This is a genomic window from Sphingomonas turrisvirgatae, assembly GCF_001721295.1.
Classification (GTDB): domain Bacteria; phylum Pseudomonadota; class Alphaproteobacteria; order Sphingomonadales; family Sphingomonadaceae; genus Sphingomonas; species Sphingomonas turrisvirgatae.
Window position 1 is genome coordinate 19,206 of record NZ_MDDS01000031.1, and the last position, 17,492, is coordinate 36,697.

General features: G+C 64.5%; 22 protein-coding genes and 1 pseudogene. 12 read left to right on the forward strand and 11 right to left on the reverse strand.

From position 1 onward, the window contains the following. Window positions 1-16 precede the first annotated feature (16 nt). Entirely contained in the window at window positions 17-187 is a 171-nt protein-coding gene (locus tag BFL28_RS12310; RefSeq protein WP_069320865.1) for a CsbD family protein, read from the reverse strand. A 79-nt stretch (window positions 188-266) separates the two neighbouring features. Here BFL28_RS12310 and BFL28_RS12315 point away from each other — a divergent pair, with 79 nt between their 5' ends. After that, window positions 267-863 carry a class I SAM-dependent DNA methyltransferase gene (locus BFL28_RS12315; protein WP_069320848.1) on the forward strand — a complete coding sequence of 199 codons (597 nt, stop codon included), beginning with the start codon at window positions 267-269 and terminating at the stop codon, window positions 861-863. On the opposite strand, the gene thiS is transcribed toward BFL28_RS12315, so the two are convergent. After that, window positions 860-1,870 (reverse strand): sulfur carrier protein ThiS, encoded by a 1,011-nt coding sequence (gene thiS / locus BFL28_RS12320; RefSeq protein WP_079247109.1) that lies wholly within the window; start codon window positions 1,868-1,870, stop codon window positions 860-862. The genes BFL28_RS12315 and thiS overlap by 4 nt on opposite strands. 61 nt (window positions 1,871-1,931) lie before the next feature. Between thiS and aroQ the strand changes: the two genes are divergently transcribed. Genes aroQ through arsC form a run of 4 tightly spaced genes read left to right on the forward strand, consistent with a single transcriptional unit; the run spans window position 1,932 to window position 4,564 of the window. Then, on the forward strand, window positions 1,932-2,366 hold the full coding sequence (gene aroQ / locus BFL28_RS12325) for a type II 3-dehydroquinate dehydratase (protein ID WP_069320849.1): 435 nt from the start codon (window positions 1,932-1,934) through the stop codon (window positions 2,364-2,366). A 14-nt stretch (window positions 2,367-2,380) separates the two neighbouring features. Next, window positions 2,381-2,863 (forward strand): acetyl-CoA carboxylase biotin carboxyl carrier protein, encoded by a 483-nt coding sequence (gene accB / locus BFL28_RS12330; protein WP_069320850.1) that lies wholly within the window; start codon window positions 2,381-2,383, stop codon window positions 2,861-2,863. A 4-nt stretch (window positions 2,864-2,867) separates the two neighbouring features. Continuing rightward, window positions 2,868-4,232: an acetyl-CoA carboxylase biotin carboxylase subunit gene (gene accC / locus BFL28_RS12335; protein ID WP_069320851.1), complete on the forward strand. Its 1,365-nt coding sequence runs from the start codon at window positions 2,868-2,870 to the stop codon at window positions 4,230-4,232. Next, a complete protein-coding gene (arsC, locus tag BFL28_RS12340; RefSeq protein WP_069320852.1) occupies window positions 4,229-4,564 on the forward strand; it encodes an arsenate reductase (glutaredoxin) in 336 nt (111 codons plus the stop codon). The genes accC and arsC overlap by 4 nt, the downstream gene beginning before the upstream one ends. On the opposite strand, the gene BFL28_RS12345 is transcribed toward arsC, so the two are convergent. After that, on the reverse strand, window positions 4,561-4,929 hold the full coding sequence (locus BFL28_RS12345) for a PAS domain-containing protein (protein ID WP_069320853.1): 369 nt from the start codon (window positions 4,927-4,929) through the stop codon (window positions 4,561-4,563). The genes arsC and BFL28_RS12345 overlap by 4 nt on opposite strands. Before the next feature lie 80 nt (window positions 4,930-5,009). Here BFL28_RS12345 and BFL28_RS12350 point away from each other — a divergent pair, with 80 nt between their 5' ends. Next, a complete protein-coding gene (locus BFL28_RS12350; protein WP_069320867.1) occupies window positions 5,010-6,461 on the forward strand; it encodes a phospholipase D-like domain-containing protein in 1,452 nt (483 codons plus the stop codon). On the opposite strand, the gene BFL28_RS12355 is transcribed toward BFL28_RS12350, so the two are convergent. Then, window positions 6,458-7,204, reverse strand: coding sequence for an energy transducer TonB (locus BFL28_RS12355; RefSeq protein ID WP_241527315.1), 747 nt, complete (start codon window positions 7,202-7,204; stop codon window positions 6,458-6,460). The two genes, BFL28_RS12350 and BFL28_RS12355, sit on opposite strands and share 4 nt — an antisense overlap. Before the next feature lie 89 nt (window positions 7,205-7,293). Here BFL28_RS12355 and purL point away from each other — a divergent pair, with 89 nt between their 5' ends. Continuing rightward, window positions 7,294-9,513: a phosphoribosylformylglycinamidine synthase subunit PurL gene (gene purL / locus BFL28_RS12360; RefSeq protein WP_069320868.1), complete on the forward strand. Its 2,220-nt coding sequence runs from the start codon at window positions 7,294-7,296 to the stop codon at window positions 9,511-9,513. A 10-nt stretch (window positions 9,514-9,523) separates the two neighbouring features. On the opposite strand, the gene BFL28_RS12365 is transcribed toward purL, so the two are convergent. Together BFL28_RS12365 and BFL28_RS12370 are read right to left on the reverse strand one after the other, a co-directional pair. After that, window positions 9,524-9,706 (reverse strand): hypothetical protein, encoded by a 183-nt coding sequence (locus BFL28_RS12365; RefSeq protein ID WP_069320855.1) that lies wholly within the window; start codon window positions 9,704-9,706, stop codon window positions 9,524-9,526. A gap of 30 nt (window positions 9,707-9,736) precedes the next feature. Next, window positions 9,737-10,192 (reverse strand): hypothetical protein, encoded by a 456-nt coding sequence (locus tag BFL28_RS12370; RefSeq protein WP_069320856.1) that lies wholly within the window; start codon window positions 10,190-10,192, stop codon window positions 9,737-9,739. Between the two features lie 174 nt (window positions 10,193-10,366). On the opposite strand from BFL28_RS12370, the gene BFL28_RS12375 reads away from it, so the two are divergent. The 4 genes from BFL28_RS12375 to bfr all read left to right on the forward strand — a co-directional run bounded on the left by BFL28_RS12375 (window position 10,367) and on the right by bfr (window position 12,913). Next, the gene (locus BFL28_RS12375) at window positions 10,367-10,774 is read left to right on the forward strand and encodes a DUF3052 family protein (RefSeq protein ID WP_069320857.1); all 408 of its coding nucleotides are present in this window, start codon (window positions 10,367-10,369) and stop codon (window positions 10,772-10,774) included. A gap of 74 nt (window positions 10,775-10,848) precedes the next feature. Further along, complete coding sequence (locus tag BFL28_RS12380; protein ID WP_069320858.1) at window positions 10,849-12,081, forward strand: DUF418 domain-containing protein; 1,233 nt, start codon at window positions 10,849-10,851, stop codon at window positions 12,079-12,081. A 79-nt stretch (window positions 12,082-12,160) separates the two neighbouring features. After that, window positions 12,161-12,331 carry a (2Fe-2S)-binding protein gene (locus BFL28_RS20215; protein ID WP_079247110.1) on the forward strand — a complete coding sequence of 57 codons (171 nt, stop codon included), beginning with the start codon at window positions 12,161-12,163 and terminating at the stop codon, window positions 12,329-12,331. 102 nt (window positions 12,332-12,433) lie between these two features. Beyond that, window positions 12,434-12,913: a bacterioferritin gene (gene bfr, locus BFL28_RS12385; protein WP_069320859.1), complete on the forward strand. Its 480-nt coding sequence runs from the start codon at window positions 12,434-12,436 to the stop codon at window positions 12,911-12,913. Window positions 12,914-12,916: 3 nt separating this feature from the next. Here the strand turns inward: bfr and BFL28_RS12390 are convergent, their stop codons facing one another. From BFL28_RS12390 to BFL28_RS12410, 5 genes and pseudogenes are all read right to left on the reverse strand, one after another. After that, window positions 12,917-13,327, reverse strand: a complete 411-nt coding sequence (locus tag BFL28_RS12390) for an Hpt domain-containing protein (protein ID WP_069320860.1) — start codon at window positions 13,325-13,327, stop codon at window positions 12,917-12,919. A gap of 101 nt (window positions 13,328-13,428) precedes the next feature. Next, the gene (gene der / locus BFL28_RS12395) at window positions 13,429-14,787 is read right to left on the reverse strand and encodes a ribosome biogenesis GTPase Der (protein ID WP_069320861.1); all 1,359 of its coding nucleotides are present in this window, start codon (window positions 14,785-14,787) and stop codon (window positions 13,429-13,431) included. Between the two features lie 55 nt (window positions 14,788-14,842). Next, a complete protein-coding gene (locus tag BFL28_RS12400) occupies window positions 14,843-16,165 on the reverse strand; it encodes an outer membrane protein assembly factor BamB family protein (RefSeq protein ID WP_069320862.1) in 1,323 nt (440 codons plus the stop codon). Beyond that, window positions 16,162-16,866: a tetratricopeptide repeat protein gene (locus tag BFL28_RS12405; RefSeq protein WP_069320863.1), complete on the reverse strand. Its 705-nt coding sequence runs from the start codon at window positions 16,864-16,866 to the stop codon at window positions 16,162-16,164. Before BFL28_RS12405 ends, BFL28_RS12400 begins: the two co-directional genes overlap by 4 nt. Window positions 16,867-16,938: 72 nt before the next feature. Next, window positions 16,939-17,400, reverse strand: a pseudogene (locus tag BFL28_RS12410) (3-methyl-2-oxobutanoate hydroxymethyltransferase); the annotation flags it as partial. Here BFL28_RS12410 and BFL28_RS21500 point away from each other — a divergent pair. After that, window positions 17,401-17,492: arsenate reductase family protein (locus BFL28_RS21500; protein ID WP_420911766.1), on the forward strand; the 92-nt coding region annotated here is incomplete at its 3' end.

A 17,492-nucleotide genomic window follows, 5' to 3' on the forward strand; every position in this document is an offset into this window, starting at 1 on the left:
CTTAAGCATTTTTACGTCAGATGTCGTCGCCCAGTGCGCCCTTCACCTTGCCGGCAAACTGCTGGCCCTTGCCGTGCGCTTCCTGCGTATGGCCCTCGGCGCGCATATCGGGGTTGTTGCTCTCCTGCTTCGCCTTGCCGATCGCTTCGTTGATGTTGCCTTTGATCTTGTCGACGAGTTCGCCCATGATGTTCGCTCCTTGATCCATATTGGTTGCAGGAAGAACCGACGGGGCATGGTCACGGTTCCGCATTCCACCGCAAACGATGCCTGACCGCATCGCCGCGCTGTACCAGCGTCATGCGCATGCCTTCGATGCCGCACGTCGGCGGTCTTTCCTGGAACGCCCATGGCTGGAACGTTTTGCGCGAGCCTTGCCGGTCGGCGGCAATATCCTCGACCTTGGCTGCGGCGGCGGCGAGCCCATCGCGCGCTTTTTGTGCGATCGCGGTTTCCACATGACCGGCGTCGATATCGCCCCGTCGATGATACAGCTCGCGCGGACCCGCTTCTTCCGCCACCGATGGGTCGAGAGCGACATGCGCAGTTTCGCAGCCGACGCGGCAACCTTCGACGGCGTTATCGCGTGGAGCAGCCTGTTCCACCTCGATGCCGCGGCGCAACAGCGCATGATCCCTCGCATCGCCGCCTGGCTGAAGCCGGGCGGGATCGCAATGTTCAACGCGGGTCCCGAACGCGGTGTCCGCATCGGCGAGTTCGAAGGCGAGGCACTCTACCATGCCAGCCTCTCGCCGGCCGAGTATCGCGCCGCCTTTGCGAGCTGCGGCCTTGCCGAGCTCGCCTACCGTGCCGAGGACCCCCAATGCGGCGGTGTGACAGTCTGGCTGGTGGCGAGGCTTTAGATCAACCCCGCCAGCGGCGACGAGGGATCGGCATAGCGCCGCTTGCCCATCCGCCCGCTGCGATACGCCAGCCGTCCGCTTTCCACCGCCAGCCGCATCGCGCGTGCCATCGTGACCGGATCCTTGGCCTCTGCGATCGCGGTGTTCATCAGCACGCCGTCACAGCCCAGTTCCATCGCCACCGCGGCGTCGCTCGCCGTGCCGACCCCGGCATCGACCAGTACCGGAACGCTCGCGCCCTCGACGATCAGCCGGATCGTCACGCGGTTCTGGATGCCCAGCCCCGATCCGATCGGCGCGCCCAGCGGCATGATCGCCACCGCACCGGCATCCTCCAGCCGCTTCGCCGCGATCGGATCGTCGACGCAATAGACCATTGGCTTGAAGCCTTCACTGGCCAGGATCTCGGTCGCGCGCAGCGTCTCTACCATGTCGGGATACAGCGTCTTCGCCTCGCCCAGCACTTCCAGCTTCACCAGCTCCCAGCCGCCCGCCTCACGCGCCAGCCGAAGCGTGCGGATCGCGCTTTCGGCGTCGAAACAACCGGCCGTGTTGGGCAGATAGGTGATCTTCTTGGGATCGATATAGTCTGTGAGCATCGGCGCATTGCGGTCACTGACGTTCACGCGCCGCACGGCCACCGTGACGATCTCCGCGCCCGACGCCTCGACCGCGGCGGCGTTCTGCGCGAAATCCTTGTACTTGCCAGTGCCGACGATCAGGCGTGAGCGGAACGTCTTGCCCGCAACCGACCAGCTATCATCAGCGATCGCCGCTGCATGATCGCCACCGCCAACAAAATGCACGATCTCGATCTCGTCGCCGTCCTCAACCACCACCTGCGCCAGCGTAGAGCGCGGCACGATTTCAAGGTTCCGCTCGACCGCAACCTTCTCCGGCACCAGCCCGAGTTCGCTCGCCAACGCTGCCAGCGTGATCCCGCCGGCCACGCGCTTGTGTTCGCCGTTCACGACAATCGAGATCGTACCATCCGGGTGAGTCTGCATGCTGGTCCTTTCGCTTGGCCGCGATATAGGGATTTGCGCGCAACGCTCAAACGGAGACCGCATGGCCGACACGATCTATGTCCTCAACGGTCCGAACCTGAACCTGCTCGGCACGCGTGAGCCGGAAATCTACGGCTCGGACACACTGGACGACATCGCCGGCCAGCTCGAGGATCGCGCGCGCGATCTCGACCTCGCCATCGACATGCGCCAGTCCAACCATGAAGGTCATCTGATCGACTGGCTGCACGAGGCGCAGGCGCGTGGCGCACGGGCGGTCTTGCTCAATGCCGGTGCGTACACCCACACCTCCGTCGCGCTGCATGACGCGATCAAGTCGATCCGCACACCCGTGATCGAAGTTCATCTTTCCAACCCGCACACGCGCGAATCCTTCCGCCATGTCAGCCTTGTCGGCCAGGCGGCGAAGGGAACCATCGCCGGCTTCGGCGCGCTTTCCTATCTGCTTGCGCTTGAAGCCGCCGCGCGTCTCTGACAGAGGACCGCCCCATGAGCGAAGATAGCAAGGGAATGCACGTCGACATCGAGCTGGTGCGCCAGCTCGCGAGCGTGCTCGATGACACCAACCTGACCGAGATCGAGGTCGAGGACGGCGACCGCAAGGTGCGCGTCGCGCGCAAGGCCGCGGCTCCCGCCGCTGTTGCCTATGCGCCGCCGCCGATGGCCCAGCCCGCACCGGCTGCCGCCGCGCCGGCCGCCGCAATGCCGTCCGACCCGACCCAGATCACGCCGGCGCACGAGAATGCGGTCAAGTCGCCGATGGTCGGCACCGCCTATCTCGCCGCCGAGCCGGGTGCCAAGCCGTTCATTGCCGTGGGCGCGCAGGTGAAGGCCGGCGAGACGCTGCTGATCGTGGAGGCGATGAAGGTCATGAACCCGATCGCCGCCCCGCATGGCGGTACCGTCAAGGCGATCCTGATCGAGAACGGCCAGCCGGTCGAGTTCGACCAGCCGCTCGTCGTCGTCGAGTAATCCAGTGCCGCAGATCAAGAAGCTCCTGATCGCCAATCGCGGCGAGATAGCGCTGCGCATCCATCGCGCCTGCCATGAAATGGGCATCCAGACGGTGGCGGTCCACTCGACCGCCGATGCCGATGCCATGCATGTGCGCCTCGCCGACCAGGCGGTGTGCATCGGGCCGCCCGCGGCTGCCGACAGCTATCTCAACATCCCGAATATCATTTCGGCCGCCGAGATCAGCGGCGCCGACGCGATCCATCCCGGCTATGGGTTCCTCTCGGAAAACGCCAAGTTCGCCGAGATCGTCGAGCTGCATAACCTCATCTTCGTCGGCCCGAAGGCCGAACATATCCGCATCATGGGCGACAAGGTCGAGGCCAAGCGAACCGCCGGCGCGCTCGGCCTGCCGCTCGTCCCCGGTTCGGACGGCGCGATCAGCGACGTGACCGAGGCCAAGAAGCTCGCGGCCGAGATCGGCTATCCCGTGATCATCAAGGCCGCGTCGGGCGGCGGCGGTCGCGGGATGAAGGTCTGCAACGACCCCGATCAGTTCGAAACGCTGATGCAGCAGGCCGGCAGCGAGGCGAAGGCGGCGTTCGGCGATGCCACCGTCTACCTCGAAAAATACCTGGGCAACCCGCGCCATATCGAAATTCAGGTGTTCGGCGATGGCAACGGCAACGCGATCCATCTGGGCGAACGTGATTGCTCGCTCCAGCGCCGCCACCAGAAAGTGCTCGAAGAAGCCCCCTCCCCGGTCCTGTCGACTGAAGAGCGCAACCGCATCGGCGACATCTGCGCCAAGGCGATGGCGGACATGGGCTATCGCGGCGCGGGAACGATCGAGTTCCTGTGGGAAAATGGCGAGTTCTACTTCATCGAGATGAACACGCGGCTTCAGGTCGAACATCCGGTGACTGAGGCGATCACCGGCCTCGACCTCGTGCGTGAGCAGATCCGCGTCGCAGAGGGCCATGGCCTGACGCTGCGGCAGGAAGACGTGCAGTTCCGCGGCCACGCGATCGAATGTCGCATCAATGCCGAGGATCCGCGAACCTTCGCGCCCTCGCCGGGCCGCGTGACCACCTATCACGCACCGGGCGGGATGAACGTGCGCGTCGATAGCGGCCTGTATTCGGGCTACAAGGTGCCGCCCTATTACGACAGCATGATCGCCAAGCTGATCGTGTTCGGCCAGACACGGGAAGGCGCGCTGCGCCGCCTGCGCCGCGCGCTGGAGGAGTTCGTCATCGCGGGTGACGGCATGAAGACCACCATCCCGCTTCACCAGGCGCTGCTCGACGTGCCCGCGTTCCAGCAGGGCGACTATACGATCAAATGGCTGGAGGATTGGTTGGCGTCGCAGGACGAGGCGGCGTGAAGGCGACCATCTATCACAACCCGCGCTGCTCGAAGTCGCGTGAGGCGCTGGCGATCCTGCAGGATGCCGGCGCCGAGGTGACGGTGGTGGAATATCTCAAGACCCCACCTGCGCGGGCCGAACTGGCGCGGCTCTATGCCAGGGCGGGGATCGCGCCGCGCGATGGCCTGCGTCGCGGTGAGGATGGCGCAAAGGCGCTCAAGAATGCCGATGACGAAGCGATCCTCGACGCGATGGCCGCCGATCCGATCCTGATCGAACGGCCGCTGGTCGAAACGGACAAGGGCGTGCGGCTTGGCCGGCCACCCGAATCGGTGCGCGAAATCCTCTAGGCTGCGCGCTGACGCGCATTCATCTCGTCGGTCACGTCGACCTTCGAACCATAAAGATAGCGCGCTACCCCATCTTCGCACGCCACGTCGGCAGTGACCCGCATCCAGCGCAATTCGCCGTCCGCGCGCCTGATCTGCGCTTCGAAGGTAAAGCTGCCGAGCGTCGCAAGCGCCGTGCTCCGCAGCCTGGCCAACTGGTTGCGCGATTCGGGCAGGTACATTGCCACAATGTCGTCCCGCTGAACCGACGCGTCGCGCGGCAGGCCGAACAACTCGTATACGCCCGGACTCCACGTCAGCGACTGATCGCGCAGATCGCATTGCCAAAGCGCTTGTAACGAAGGTGCGACGCAACTTACGGACATGCACGACCGATAGCAGATTTGCGGCAAATTTCCAGCCGACGTGCATGGCAATTGCCGGTGGCGCAGGGTATCGCCGCAACATGCCCGAAACGAACAGTGACGCCCTGATCTTCGAACCGGGACGCAATTGCTGGCGCGTTGCGGAAGCGACGAAGCTGTCCGTGATCGTCGATGCGGACGCCTATTTCCGCGCGGCGCGCCAGGCGATGCTCAAGGCAAAGCAGCAGATCCTGTTGATCGGCTGGGACTTCGATGCGCGCATCCTGCTCAACCACGACGATCCGCCCGACCACCCCGAGGAGCCGCGCGAAGTGGGCGCCTTCATCAGCTGGCTGATCGCGCGCAATCCGGATCTTCAGGTGCATATCCTGCGCTGGGATCTCGGCGCGCTGAAGACGCTGTTTCGCGGCAAGACGTTTCGCACGCTGCTCAAATGGCGGTTCGATGCCCAGGTGCATCTCAAGCTCGACAGCACGCATCCGGCCGGCGCGTCGCATCACCAGAAGATCGTCGTCATCGATGATTGCGTCGCCTTTTGCGGCGGCATCGACATGACTCTGTCGCGCTGGGACACGCGCGATCACGCCGATGTTTGCGCGCGCACCGATCCCGATGGTTGCGACTATATGCCGTGGCACGATGCCACGACGGCAATCCAGGGCCCGGCGGCGCGTGCGTTGGGACAGTTGTGCCGCGAACGCTGGCATCGTGCAGGCGGCGGTGCGATCGTCTCGCCTGATGTCGAGAATGAATGCTGGCCCGACAACCTCACGCCGGACTTCACCGACACACGCATCGCCATTGCCCGCACCCAGCCCGAAATGCCCGGATCCGAACCGATCCACGAGATCGAGGCGCTGTATCTCGACCTGATCGCGACGGCGCGCCGGCATATCTATGCCGAAAGCCAGTATTTCGCCTCGCGCCGGATCGCCGAGGCGATGGCCAGGCGCTTGGCCGAGCCGGACGGGCCCGAGATCGTCGTCGTCAACCCGGCAGCCGCCGACGGCTGGCTCGAGCAGGAGGCGATGGACACTGCCCGCGCCCGCCTGTTCCAGTCGCTGAAGCAGCAGGATCCGCATGACCGCCTGCGCATCTACCACCCGGTGACCTCGGGCGGCGCGCCGATCTATGTCCATGCCAAGATCCTGGTGATCGACGACCGCGTGCTGCGCATCGGATCGTCGAACATCAACAACCGCTCGCTCGGCCTCGACACCGAATGCGACGTCGCACTGGCCGCAACCGACGACGCGACCGCCACGCGCATCGCCGCCATCCGCAACAGCCTGATCGCCGAGCATCTCGGCCTCGACACCATCTCGGTCGCCGATTCGATCGCGCGCACCGGCTCGCTGATCCGAACGATCGAGACGCTGCGAACCAGCGGCCGGCGGCTGGTCGATTATGTCGTGCCCGACCTCGCCGAGGTCGAAGCATGGCTGGCCGACAACCAGATTCTCGATCCGGGCAAGGAGACGGTATTCGAAGCCATGTCGCGCGGCGGGCTGCTGCGGTTTCTCGATCGCTAGCGGTCCGCCGGTTCGCGCCAAGTCTGCCAATAGTGATTTTCGCGAACCAGCGCCGGCACCGGACGGCCGCGATCGTTCAACGAGGGGCGAAAGCGAAACCGTTCGCGGATGAGCTGGCAGGTCCAGTTGTCCAGCTGCCGATTGCCGCTCGATCCCACCACGTCGCATTCTGCCACGCGGCCATCGGTCTCCACCAGGTATAGCACCGTGACACGACCGCCGATTCCCGCTTCCGACAGGTTTTCGGGATAATCGCGGTTGCTAATGCGGCCGCGGATCTGCCGCGGCGGCGTGGCGTCCCGGTCCCCGGCCCCGTCGCCATCGCCATCGCCGCCACCGCCGAACCCGTCCCCGATGCCGCCGGCACCCGTGCCGGGCCCCGCCACCAATGCCGCGCCGCTTGTCGCCTGCGCGCCGTCCGCCGCCTTTTCAGCGATCGGCAGCGGCGGCGGCACGACGATCGGGACGATCGGCCTGGGTACCTGTACTTCGGTCGCACGCGACTTAAGGTTGGGCGGCGCGGCGGCACCGGACGGCCGCGTGTTGCGCTGCTTCATCCGTTCGCTCTTCGGCTTGGGCTTGGGCGGCTCCGGCAGCACGTCGAACAGCGTCACTTCACCATCCGGCTTTACCAGCCCGCCATGCACGGCAAGCCCCAGCACCAGCACCGCGCCCAGGATCCCGGTCACCCCCAGCGCCGCTGCCGCGCCGCCGATCCGCTCGCGCGGGGAAGATAGCGCCATCGCCGTCATGCGCGGCAAAACGCACAAACCGCCTGAACCGATGCTTAGCCGGGGTGACGAATCCCCCATGCCCCGCTATGCGCGCCCGCATGACCCAGATCACGCCACAGATCGTCGCCGAACACGGCCTGTCCCCCGAGGAATATGACCGCGTCCTGCATGCGCTCGGCCGTGAGCCGAACCTCACCGAACTCGGCATCTTCTCGGTCATGTGGTCGGAACATTGCAGCTACAAGTCGAGCCGCATTCACTTGAAGAAGCTGCCGACTCAGGCGCCGTGGGTGATCTGCGGCCCGGGCGAGAATGCCGGCGTCATCGACATCGGTGATGGCCAGGCCGCGATCTTCAAGATGGAGAGCCACAACCACCCCTCCTATATCGAACCCTATCAGGGCGCGGCCACCGGCGTCGGCGGCATCCTGCGCGACGTCTTCACGATGGGCGCGCGCCCCGTTGCCAACCTGAACGCGCTGCGCTTCGGCCGGCCCGATCATCCGAAGATGCGCCACCTCATCGCCGGCGTCGTTCACGGTATCGGCGGCTATGGCAATTGCGTCGGCGTCCCCACGGTCGGCGGCGAAGTCAATTTTCACAAGGCCTATGACGGCAACATCCTGGTCAATGCGATGACCGTGGGCGTCGCCCAGACTGACAAGATTTTCTACAGCGCCGCCGCCGGGATCGGCAATCCGGTTGTCTATGTCGGCAGCAAGACCGGCCGCGACGGCATCCATGGCGCGACCATGGCCAGCGCGGATTTCGACGAGCATTCGGACGAGAAGCGCCCCACCGTCCAGGTCGGCGACCCCTTCACCGAAAAGCTGCTGATCGAAGCCTGCCTTGAATTGATGGCATCCGACGCGATCGTTGCCATCCAGGACATGGGCGCCGCCGGCCTCACCTCGTCCAGCGTCGAAATGGCGTCGAAGGGCGGCGTCGGGATCGAAATGATCATGGACGACGTGCCGCAGCGCGAAACCGGCATGACGCCCTATGAGATGATGCTGAGCGAGAGCCAGGAGCGCATGCTCATGGTGCTCAAGCCCGGCCGCGAAGCCTTTGCCGAAGCGATCTTCCGCAAATGGGAACTCGACTTCGCCGTCATCGGCAAGGTGACCAACACCGGCCGCATGGTGTTGAAGTGGAAGGGCGAGACCGTTGCCGACATTCCGCTTGCGCCGCTCGCCGACGAAGCGCCGCTTTACGACCGTCCGCATGTGCCGACGCCCAAGCCGGCTGACCTCGCCGACGAACCGGAAAGCAGTGACATCGTCGCCGACCTGCTCGCGCTGATGGCCTCGCCCGACATCGCTTCGCGCCGCTGGATCTGGGAACAATATGACCACATGGTCGGCGGCGACACGGTTCAGCGCCCCGGCGGCGACGCAGCGGTCGTTCGCGTTCATGGGACGCAAAAGGGCCTCGCGATTACCACCGACTGCACCCCGCGCTATTGCTTCGCCGATCCGGTCGAGGGCGGCAAACAGGCGGTCGCCGAGACGTGGCGCAACCTGACGGCGGTGGGCGCGAAACCGCTCGCGATTACCAACTGCCTCAACTTCGCCAATCCGCAGCGCCCCGAGATCATGGGCCAGATCGTCGGCTGCCTCGAAGGCATGGGTGAAGCGTGTCGCGCACTCGACTATCCGATCGTCTCGGGCAACGTGTCGCTCTACAACGAGTCCAAGGCAACGGGCGGCGGCTCCGCCATCCTGCCCACCCCCGCGATCGGCGGTGTCGGCCTTCTCGCCGACTGGTCGAAATCGATGACGATCGGCTTCAAGGCGACCGGCGACGCGATCATCGCGGTCGGCGAGCGCGGCGGTCATCTGGGGCAGAGCATCTGGCTGCGCGAAATCCACGGCCGTGAGGAAGGCCCGCCGCCGCCGGTCGACCTGCGCGCCGAAAAGCGCACTGGCGACTTCATCCGCGACTGCATCGAGCGCGGCCTGGTCAATGCCGTGCACGACGTGTCGGACGGCGGCGTCGCGGTAACGCTCGCCGAGATGGCACTCGCCAGCAACATCGGCGCGATGATCGATCAGGCCCAGCCGTTCGGCGTCGCCGGATCGTTCTTCGGCGAGGATCAGGGCCTCTACATCGTCACCGTGCCGGACGAAGCGCTGACCGAATTCCTCACCGCCGCCAGCGCCGCCGACGTCCCCGCCGACCCGATGGGCCGCACGATCAAGGACCGCCTGATCTTCGAACTGGACGAGGGCGACTGGTGTGTCAGCGTTGCCGACTTGCGGGAAGCGCATGAGGGCTTCTTCCCCAAGCTGATGGGATCCGACGCGCAGGTCGCGTAAACCGCCGCAGTCAGCCCTCAAGGTCTGCCGCAGCGCCGACATGCTCTATCACGCCGAGCGCCGGCAGCTTTGCCATCGCCTCGGCGAGCGCCAGCAACTCGGCTTTGCTGTTGATCGCGCAATATCTTGTGCTGGCGATGTCGATCTGCCCGGCACCGCGGATCGACCCGCGTGGACAGCGCTGCTGCAGCATCGTGAAGCGAGCGATGACACCCTCACCCGCCTAACGCGCAAGCAGATGATAGCTGCTCCCCGGCCGGCTGCCGATCTGCATGGCCCATAACTCGATCGGACGTCCGCCCACGCGCGTTCTTCCAACCGGAACGAAGAACGAATATTCGAACCTGCTGTCCTTCAGCTGATCGCGATCACTCGCATCGCGAGTGATCGCATAGCAGTGGAAAACGCCGTAGTTGGTGAAGCGATACCAATGTCCAGCTTCAGGGTCCTGCGGATCGGTGAACTTCCAGTCACCCCATCTCACCCGGCTGCCATATCCACACGAGTAATTTTCGCCTTCACCCTCGCTGAAGGGCGCCGGATGTTTCGCATCGTTTTCACCAAACAACGGCAGGTCGGCGTGGATAACGTCGGCGACACGCTCGTCGGTCCCAACAGCCGCAGCGCTTCCGAGCAAGGCCAGGGACACGAACGGCGCGGTTAGCGGCATGATCGGCATATTAGCAGCCTGTGCTCCTCAACCCCCTTTGACAATCCCAACAGAGCCCTGTTTCCCGCCCGCCCGACCTATGCCAGTCTCCGCGGCCGGCACTGCGTTCAACCGACCGGCGCCTGGCGCGTTGAAGATGTGAAGCTCGCACGTTCCGTACCGATCCAAGGGAGGCAGACGCTTATGACCGCCGGCTATTCCACTACCCCGCTTGCCGACAAACTCGGGTTCAAGCCCGGTATGCGCGTGTTCGTCGTCGACATGCCCGACAGCGTGCGCGACGCTGTCGCGCTCAACGACCTTGGCCTAACCCTGCTTGCTGCCCCCAGCACCGGCATCGACGCGGCGCATATCTTTGTCGCTGACCGTGAGGCACTGGCGCGGGAAGTTGCCGCCTTGCGCCAGTTGATCGCACCGAGCGGCTTCATCTGGGTATCCTGGCCAAAGCAGGCTGCCAGGATCGATACCGACGTGACCGAGGACACCGTGCGCGAAGTCGCATTGCCGCTAGAGTTGGTCGATGTGAAGGTCTGCGCGGTCGACGACAGCTGGTCGGCGCTGAAACTCATGATCCGCAAGGAATTGCGGTAATTGGCTGACGACATCCCGCGCTGATTGGGTCAAGATGGCCGGGCCGATGACCGGCCGTTCCGGGGGGAACCGACTTGACGACCGCGACCGATCGCTTCGTGACGCTCGATACCGTGCGCGGCGTAGCCGTGATGGGCATCCTGCTGCTCAACATCATCGCCTTTGCGATGCCGGCACCCGCCTATTACAATCCGGCAGCCTATGGGGGCAGTAGCGGCGCGGATCTCGCCATCTGGCTGTTCAATTTCGTCTTATTCGACGGCAAGATGCGCGGCCTGTTCTCGTTCCTGTTCGGCGCCTCGACGCTGCTGGTCATCGATGGCGCCAGCGCGAAGGGCGAGAATGCCGCCATCATCCATTACAGCCGCATGATCTGGCTGCTCGTCTTCGGCCTGGTTCATCTGTGGCTGATCTGGTGGGGCGACATCCTCAATAACTATGCGATCATCGGTATGATCGCCTTCCTGTTCCGCGATGCGCGGCCCCGCACCATGGTCCTCGTCGGCACTGTCCTGTTGATCGTTCAGGCGATGATTGTCACGATGCTGCCGCTGATGCTGCAGGCTGCCCAGGGCCAGCCGGCAGATCCGTCGATGCACGAGATGGTAGAGGGGCTGACTCACGGTTTTGGAAAACCGTCCGATGCCTGGCTCGCCGAACAGGTTACGCTGCATCGCGGCTCATGGCTCGACATCGCGACCGACCGGTTCAGTGAGGCGCGGTTTGGCCCGATCACCGGCTTGTTCCAATATGGCTGGGAGACGCTCGCCTATATGCTCTTCGGCATGGCGGCGTTCCGCACCGGCCTGCTGACCGGCGCGTGGGAGCGGCGGCGCTACGTCCGATGGGCAGCGATCGGCTTTGCGGTGTCCTTGCCGATCTACGGGCTGCTCGCCGCATGGATGATCGCCAGCGATTTCGCCTTGGTGACGGTGGTCACGGCAGTGATGCCGGCAACGACTTTTCTCCGCCCCTTCGCCATCCTCGCGTGGGCGTGCCTCATCATCCTCTTGATGCGACCCGGTGGCCCGCTCACTACGCGGGTAGCCGCGGCAGGGCGCATGGCCTTCTCCAACTATCTCGGCACCAGCCTCATCTGTACGACGCTGTTCTACGGCTATGGCCTCGGCTGGTACGGCGACCTGTCGCGCGCCACCGTATATCTGGTCGTTCTCGCCATCTGGGCGCTGATGCTGCTGTGGTCGAAGCCTTGGCTCGAGCGATTCGCCTACGGTCCGCTTGAATGGTTATGGCGCAGCTTGGCACGCGGAAAAATTCAGCCGATGCGCCGCACTGCCCAGCAATAGCAAATTGCGAATGCCATGCAATAACCGTTGCGAATCACTCGCATTCGCCTTATCTCTTGCGAACAGCGAGAGGGTTCCGATGGTCGTCTGCGTCTGCAATGCAATACGCGAAAAGGATGTTCGAGCGGCAGCTCGTGACGGCGCGATCAGCGCTTGTCAGGCCTATCGGGCATTGGGGCGCCAGGCCAAATGCGGGCAGTGCGTGCCGTTCGCCCGCGCCATCATCGATTCCGAACGCGCTGCTGCTTAGCGTTCGCAACTGCTGAAAACCGCGGAAATCAGCCATTATTCGGCTGTCCGCGGCCGTAATCTGCCGCTATGATCGTCCGCGAAACAATGTGAGGCGCGGTCCATGAAGGGCGATCCCAAGGTCATCGATTACTTGAACGAGGTGCTCAAGGGCGAGCTGACCGCGATCAACCAATATTGGCTCCACTATCGCATGTACGATCACTGGGGGGTCAAGAAGCTCGCCGAGTTCGAGCGCCACGAATCGATCGACGAGATGAAGCACGCCGATTGGCTGGCGGAGCGCATCCTGTTCCTGGACGGGTTGCCGAACTTTCAGCTGCTCGGGCGCCTGCGCATCGGCGAGACGGTCGAGGAAGTGCTGAAGGCGGATCTCGAGCTGGAATATGAAGCGGTGAACGTCCTGCGCGACGCGATCGCACATTGCGAGACGGTGCGTGACTATGTCAGCCGCGACTTGTTCCAGCGGATCCTCGACAGCGAGGAAGAACATATCGACACGCTGGAAACCCAGTTCGAGATGATCGAACGCATGGGCATCCAGAACTATGTTCAGCTGAACTCGAAGCCCGAAGAGGGCTGAGGGTTATCCGACCCGCCGTCCGAAACCCTGGCGGCGGTCGACCAGCGGGTTGGCCTCGCGCTCCAGCAGCGCGAGCGTCGCGTTGAACAACGGGCGCAGCTGGACGACATGTTCCAGCGCCTCGCTCGGCTCATAGCGGTTTTCCACGCAGTGGCGCCCGATCGCCTCGATCGCCGCGGCGCATTCCGCCAGCGGCTCTGCCCCGAACTGATGCGCCTCGCCCTTCAGCGTGTGTGCGGGGATCACCAGCGACGCGGCATTGCCGTTGCGCATCGCGTCTTCGATCCGCTCCAGAGATTTGACGCCATCTTCGGCAAAATAGCCCAGAATCCGCACGAAGTTGGCGCCCAGTTCGGCACGCGCCTGGGAAAAGGCGCGCCAGTCAACCAGTGCATGCATATCGTACGTCGCCATCCCCAACCCTTCACCCGGCCACCGGTAATATCGTTACCGATATCGCGAAGGCGTAAACGTCTGGTTGACACGGGTGTCAGCGTGGCGGTGTAGGAGCCGGCTTAATCCCTGTCGTAAGGGTTCTTTGACGGTCGCATCGTCATGCGGACCGGTACAGCGCCGAACCCGAATTCCTTGCGCATCGAATTGACGAGATAGCGTTCGTAGCTGGCGGGCAACAGATCGACGCGCGTACCGAACAGGATGAAGCTTGGCGGCCTGGTCTTGGCCTGGGTGACATAGCGCGGCTTGATCCGCCTGCCGCCCGGCGCCGGCGGCGGATTGGTCTCGATCGCACGTTCGAACCAGCGGTTGAGCTGCCCGGTCGTGATCCGACGCGACCAGGCTTCGCGGGTCTCGAAAGCGACCTTGATCAGCGTGTCCAGCCCCTTTCCCGTCGTTGCCGAGACAGTCAGCAACGGCACGCCCTTCACCTGCGCCAGACCTTCATCGAGCGCGCCCTTGACCCCGTTGAACAGGCTGGAGGCATTTTCCGCCACGTCCCATTTGTTGAGCGCGATGACCAGCGCGCGCCCTTCCTGCAGAACCTTGTCGGCGATCTTCAGGTCCTGCACCTCAAGCCCGCGAGTCGCGTCCAGCAGCAGCACGACCACCTCGGCAAAGTCGATCGAACGAAGCGTATCGGCGACCGACAGCTTCTCCAGCTTTTCCTCGACCTTGGCACGCTTGCGCATGCCGGCGGTATCGATCAGCCGGACGGGGCGCATCTGCCCCTCGAAATCCTCCCAAAGCCATTCGATCGCAATCGAGTCGCGCGTAATGCCGGCCTCAGGACCCGTGATCAGCCGATCCTGGCCGATCAGGCGGTTGATCAGCGTCGACTTGCCGGCATTCGGCCGTCCGACTACGGCAAGCTTCAGCGGCGCGTTGGGCGAATCCTCGTCCGCCTCCGCTTCTTTATCCTCCCGATCGATATATGGGAGCAACGCCCCGAACAGGTCGGCGATGCCCTCGCCATGCTCGGCAGAGAACGGCACCGGATCGCCCAAGCCCAGCGCCATCGCCTCGTGAATACCCGGCTCGGCCGCGCGCCCTTCCGCCTTGTTGGCCAGCAGCACGATCGGCGTGCCCGAACTGCGCAGCCACCGGGCGACTTCTTCGTCAAGCGGTGTGATACCGGCCCGCGCGTCGATCATGAATAGCGCGACATCCGCCTCGCGCACCGCAGCTTCGGTCTGCACGCGCATCCGGCCGGGGAGCGTCGCGGGATCCTCGTCCTCATACCCCGCTGTGTCGATGACGCGGAATGGCACGCCCAACAGGTCGGCATCCCCTTCCCGCCGGTCGCGGGTCACGCCGGGCTGATCGTCGACCAGCGCAAGACGCTTGCCGACCAGACGATTGAACAGGGTCGATTTGCCGACATTAGGTCGGCCGATGATGGCTACGGTAGGACGCATGGGTTCCTCCTACCGCAACATCCCCTTCAGCGATAGGCGCTGAACTTCAAACACCTCAGCGGTAGGCCGCGAGCCGCCCCTTGTCGGTCAGCACATACAGCGTGTTGTGGGCGACGATTGGGCTAAGGCTCACCTCGCCTTCCAACTTGATCGCCGTGCCCAGGGTGCCGTCGGTCGGCGAAGCTGACACCAGTTCGCCTTCCGAATTGGCGAGCCACAGCCGGTCGCCGGCGAGCACCGGGCCGGTCCAGCTGATCGCGCCGGTTTTCTTCTTCTCGTTCTTCCAGCCCTTGAGCTGCGCGATCCAGCGGATCTTGCCCGTGCCGCGCGCAATCGCGATCAACCGGGCATCATCGGTCATGACGAACAGCCACTCGCCCGCGACCCAGGGGGTCGAGATGCCGGCGACATTCTGCTCCCACAACCGCTGGCCAGTGGCCAGTTCGATTGCCGCCATGCGTCCGCCCTGCCCAACGGCATAAACACGGCCCTGATCGATGACCGGATCAGCGTCGATATCAGCGAGGCTGGAGACCGAGGTCGAGATGGTCGAGCGCGACAAGGTGTCGTTCCACAGCGACCGGCCATTTTCGTAGCGATAAGCGCCGAGTTCGCCCGAGGAATAGCCGACCACCACAGTGCCCTGCGCTTCCGCCGGTGCGGCAACGCCGAACACGCCCTGCGATTCGAGCGTGCCGGATTGCTGCCAGATCACCGCGCCGTCGGCCTGTGACAGCGCGAACATCTGGTTATCTTGGCTCAGCACATAGACGTTGCCGCTCGACAGGCTTGGCGCCCCGCGCAACGGCCCGCCGGGCTTGACACGCCATGCCTCTGCACCGCTTGCCGCGTCGATCGCGATCACTTCACCCAGGCCGTTCGTGGCAAACACGCGCGCCCCGTCGGCGCTGACGCCACCGCCGAACGCGGCGTTGCGATTTTCCTTGTCCTTGACCGTAGCAAGCGTCCATTTCTGCCCGCCGCTTTGCGCGTCGAAAGCATGGACGACGCCATCGCTGTCCATGACGAACAGGGTGTCTCCGGCCACGACCGGCGAAGCGGCAAGCCGCGCACGGCCGGTCGATCCGGCAATGCTTGCCCCCCAGACGCGGACTGGAGACGCGCTCAGCGCCAGATGCCCCATCGACTTGGCAGCGTTGCCACCCGGCTGATTCCAGTCGGTATTGGGTGCCGCTGGCGGCAGCACGACGGCCACCTCCGAGATCGACGCGTCGGCCGAGACGCCGGCCTCCGCCGCCAGGATCGGCACGCGCTGCCCCAGCACGGGGGTCTTATCGCCCTTGCCCTTGAAGATGCCGCATGCACTGAGGACCGCCAGCGCGGCAATCGCGACCGGCACTCGAACCGACTTCATCATTTCGCCTTCTTGTCCTCACCCTGATCCACGATCGCATCCACGCCGAGTACGCCGGCCATCTGTACCGCGCGTTGACGGATCGATCGCGGAACGCTCTCGTCCTTGGCGATGTCGCCATACAGCTTGCCGGCCTCGGCGCGCTTGCCCTGCCGCAGATAGGAAATGGCGACCAGTTCGCCCGCGCTGCCGAACCAGGCATTGCCCTTGACCGCCAGCCCCTTCAGCCGATCGATCACCTGCTCGGGCTTCAGCGCATCGAACTCAGCCGAGGTCTGACGGATCAGCGCCAGATCGCGAAACTCCTGCGCAAGGCCGGTATCGCCAGCAATTCCGCCCAGGATCGCGGCCGCGCCCTTCAGATCGTTCTTCTGCAACAGAACGTCGGCCTGCGTGAACCGCGCCATGGCATTGAACCCGTCGGAGCTCGACTGCGCGAGTTCCTTGAGCGGAGCCTCGGCCTCCTGCGCCTTGTTCTCGCTCAGCGCCTTGAAGGCAGCCTTGAACTTCTCGCCCTCTTCGCCGCGGCGGCCTTCGCTATGGCCTTGCCAGTAAAGGAAGCTCGCAAAGGCGATCAGCCCCAGGATGACGGCGCCGATGATCCACCGGCCATAGTTGCGCCAGACGTGCAACGCCTGGTCGCGGCGCAGTTCTTCATCGACCTCGCGCAAAAAGGCTTCGTTGCTCTGGGGGCTCAACGCCAAGGGGAACTCCGTCGGATCAAGGGTGTCTTGCGGGCGCGGACCTTAGCCGCGCTCCGGTGGAAACGAAAGCGATCAGTCCTTGGGCTTGTAAACCTGCTCGCCACCCGGGAAACTGCGATCGCGCACCTGGCCGGCATAGGTCTCGACCGCGGCGGAAATACGGCCGGCCATGTCGTCGAATTTCTTTACGAACCGCGGCGTTCGCTCGAATAGGCCCAGCATGTCTTCGGTCACCAGCACTTGACCATCGCACTGGCTCGATGCGCCGATGCCCACCACCGGGCACGACACGGCGGCGACGATCTCGTTCGCCAGCGTCTCGACTACGCCCTCCGCCACGATCGCAAAGGCACCGGCCTCGGCCACCGCCCGCGCATCGCCGATGATCTTGGCATACTCACTATTACCGCGCCCGCGCGCGCCATAGCCGCCCAACGCATTCACCGCCTGCGGCGTCAAGCCGATATGCCCCATGACCGGGATGCCGCGCCGCGTCAGGAACGCGACCGTCTCGGCCATTGCCTCCCCGCCCTGATGGCAGCCAACCCGTCGCTGATCAAGCGGCCGGTGGTCGAGGTGCCGGGCGGCATTCTGGTCGGGTTCAAGCCCGACGACTGGCGCGAAAA

What these genes read in the sequence shown, in the direction of transcription:
- purL (WP_069320868.1), top strand. Translation starts at nt 7,294, where the DNA reads ATGACCCAGATCACGCCACAGATCGTCGCCGAACACGGCCTGTCCCCC.
- BFL28_RS12315 (WP_069320848.1), top strand. Translation starts at nt 267, where the DNA reads ATGCCTGACCGCATCGCCGCGCTGTACCAGCGTCATGCGCATGCCTTC.
- BFL28_RS12375 (WP_069320857.1), top strand. Translation starts at nt 10,367, where the DNA reads ATGACCGCCGGCTATTCCACTACCCCGCTTGCCGACAAACTCGGGTTC.
- BFL28_RS12365 (WP_069320855.1), bottom strand. Translation starts at nt 9,706, where the DNA reads ATGCTGCAGCAGCGCTGTCCACGCGGGTCGATCCGCGGTGCCGGGCAG.
- BFL28_RS12390 (WP_069320860.1), bottom strand. Translation starts at nt 13,327, where the DNA reads ATGGCGACGTACGATATGCATGCACTGGTTGACTGGCGCGCCTTTTCC.
- BFL28_RS12355 (WP_241527315.1), bottom strand. Translation starts at nt 7,204, where the DNA reads ATGGCGCTATCTTCCCCGCGCGAGCGGATCGGCGGCGCGGCAGCGGCG.
- BFL28_RS12350 (WP_069320867.1), top strand. Translation starts at nt 5,010, where the DNA reads ATGCCCGAAACGAACAGTGACGCCCTGATCTTCGAACCGGGACGCAAT.
- thiS (WP_079247109.1), bottom strand. Translation starts at nt 1,870, where the DNA reads ATGCAGACTCACCCGGATGGTACGATCTCGATTGTCGTGAACGGCGAA.
- bfr (WP_069320859.1), top strand. Translation starts at nt 12,434, where the DNA reads ATGAAGGGCGATCCCAAGGTCATCGATTACTTGAACGAGGTGCTCAAG.
- BFL28_RS20215 (WP_079247110.1), top strand. Translation starts at nt 12,161, where the DNA reads ATGGTCGTCTGCGTCTGCAATGCAATACGCGAAAAGGATGTTCGAGCG.
- der (WP_069320861.1), bottom strand. Translation starts at nt 14,787, where the DNA reads ATGCGTCCTACCGTAGCCATCATCGGCCGACCTAATGTCGGCAAATCG.
- aroQ (WP_069320849.1), top strand. Translation starts at nt 1,932, where the DNA reads ATGGCCGACACGATCTATGTCCTCAACGGTCCGAACCTGAACCTGCTC.
- BFL28_RS12310 (WP_069320865.1), bottom strand. Translation starts at nt 187, where the DNA reads ATGGGCGAACTCGTCGACAAGATCAAAGGCAACATCAACGAAGCGATC.
- BFL28_RS12400 (WP_069320862.1), bottom strand. Translation starts at nt 16,165, where the DNA reads ATGATGAAGTCGGTTCGAGTGCCGGTCGCGATTGCCGCGCTGGCGGTC.
- BFL28_RS12345 (WP_069320853.1), bottom strand. Translation starts at nt 4,929, where the DNA reads ATGTCCGTAAGTTGCGTCGCACCTTCGTTACAAGCGCTTTGGCAATGC.
- accB (WP_069320850.1), top strand. Translation starts at nt 2,381, where the DNA reads ATGAGCGAAGATAGCAAGGGAATGCACGTCGACATCGAGCTGGTGCGC.
- BFL28_RS12370 (WP_069320856.1), bottom strand. Translation starts at nt 10,192, where the DNA reads ATGCCGATCATGCCGCTAACCGCGCCGTTCGTGTCCCTGGCCTTGCTC.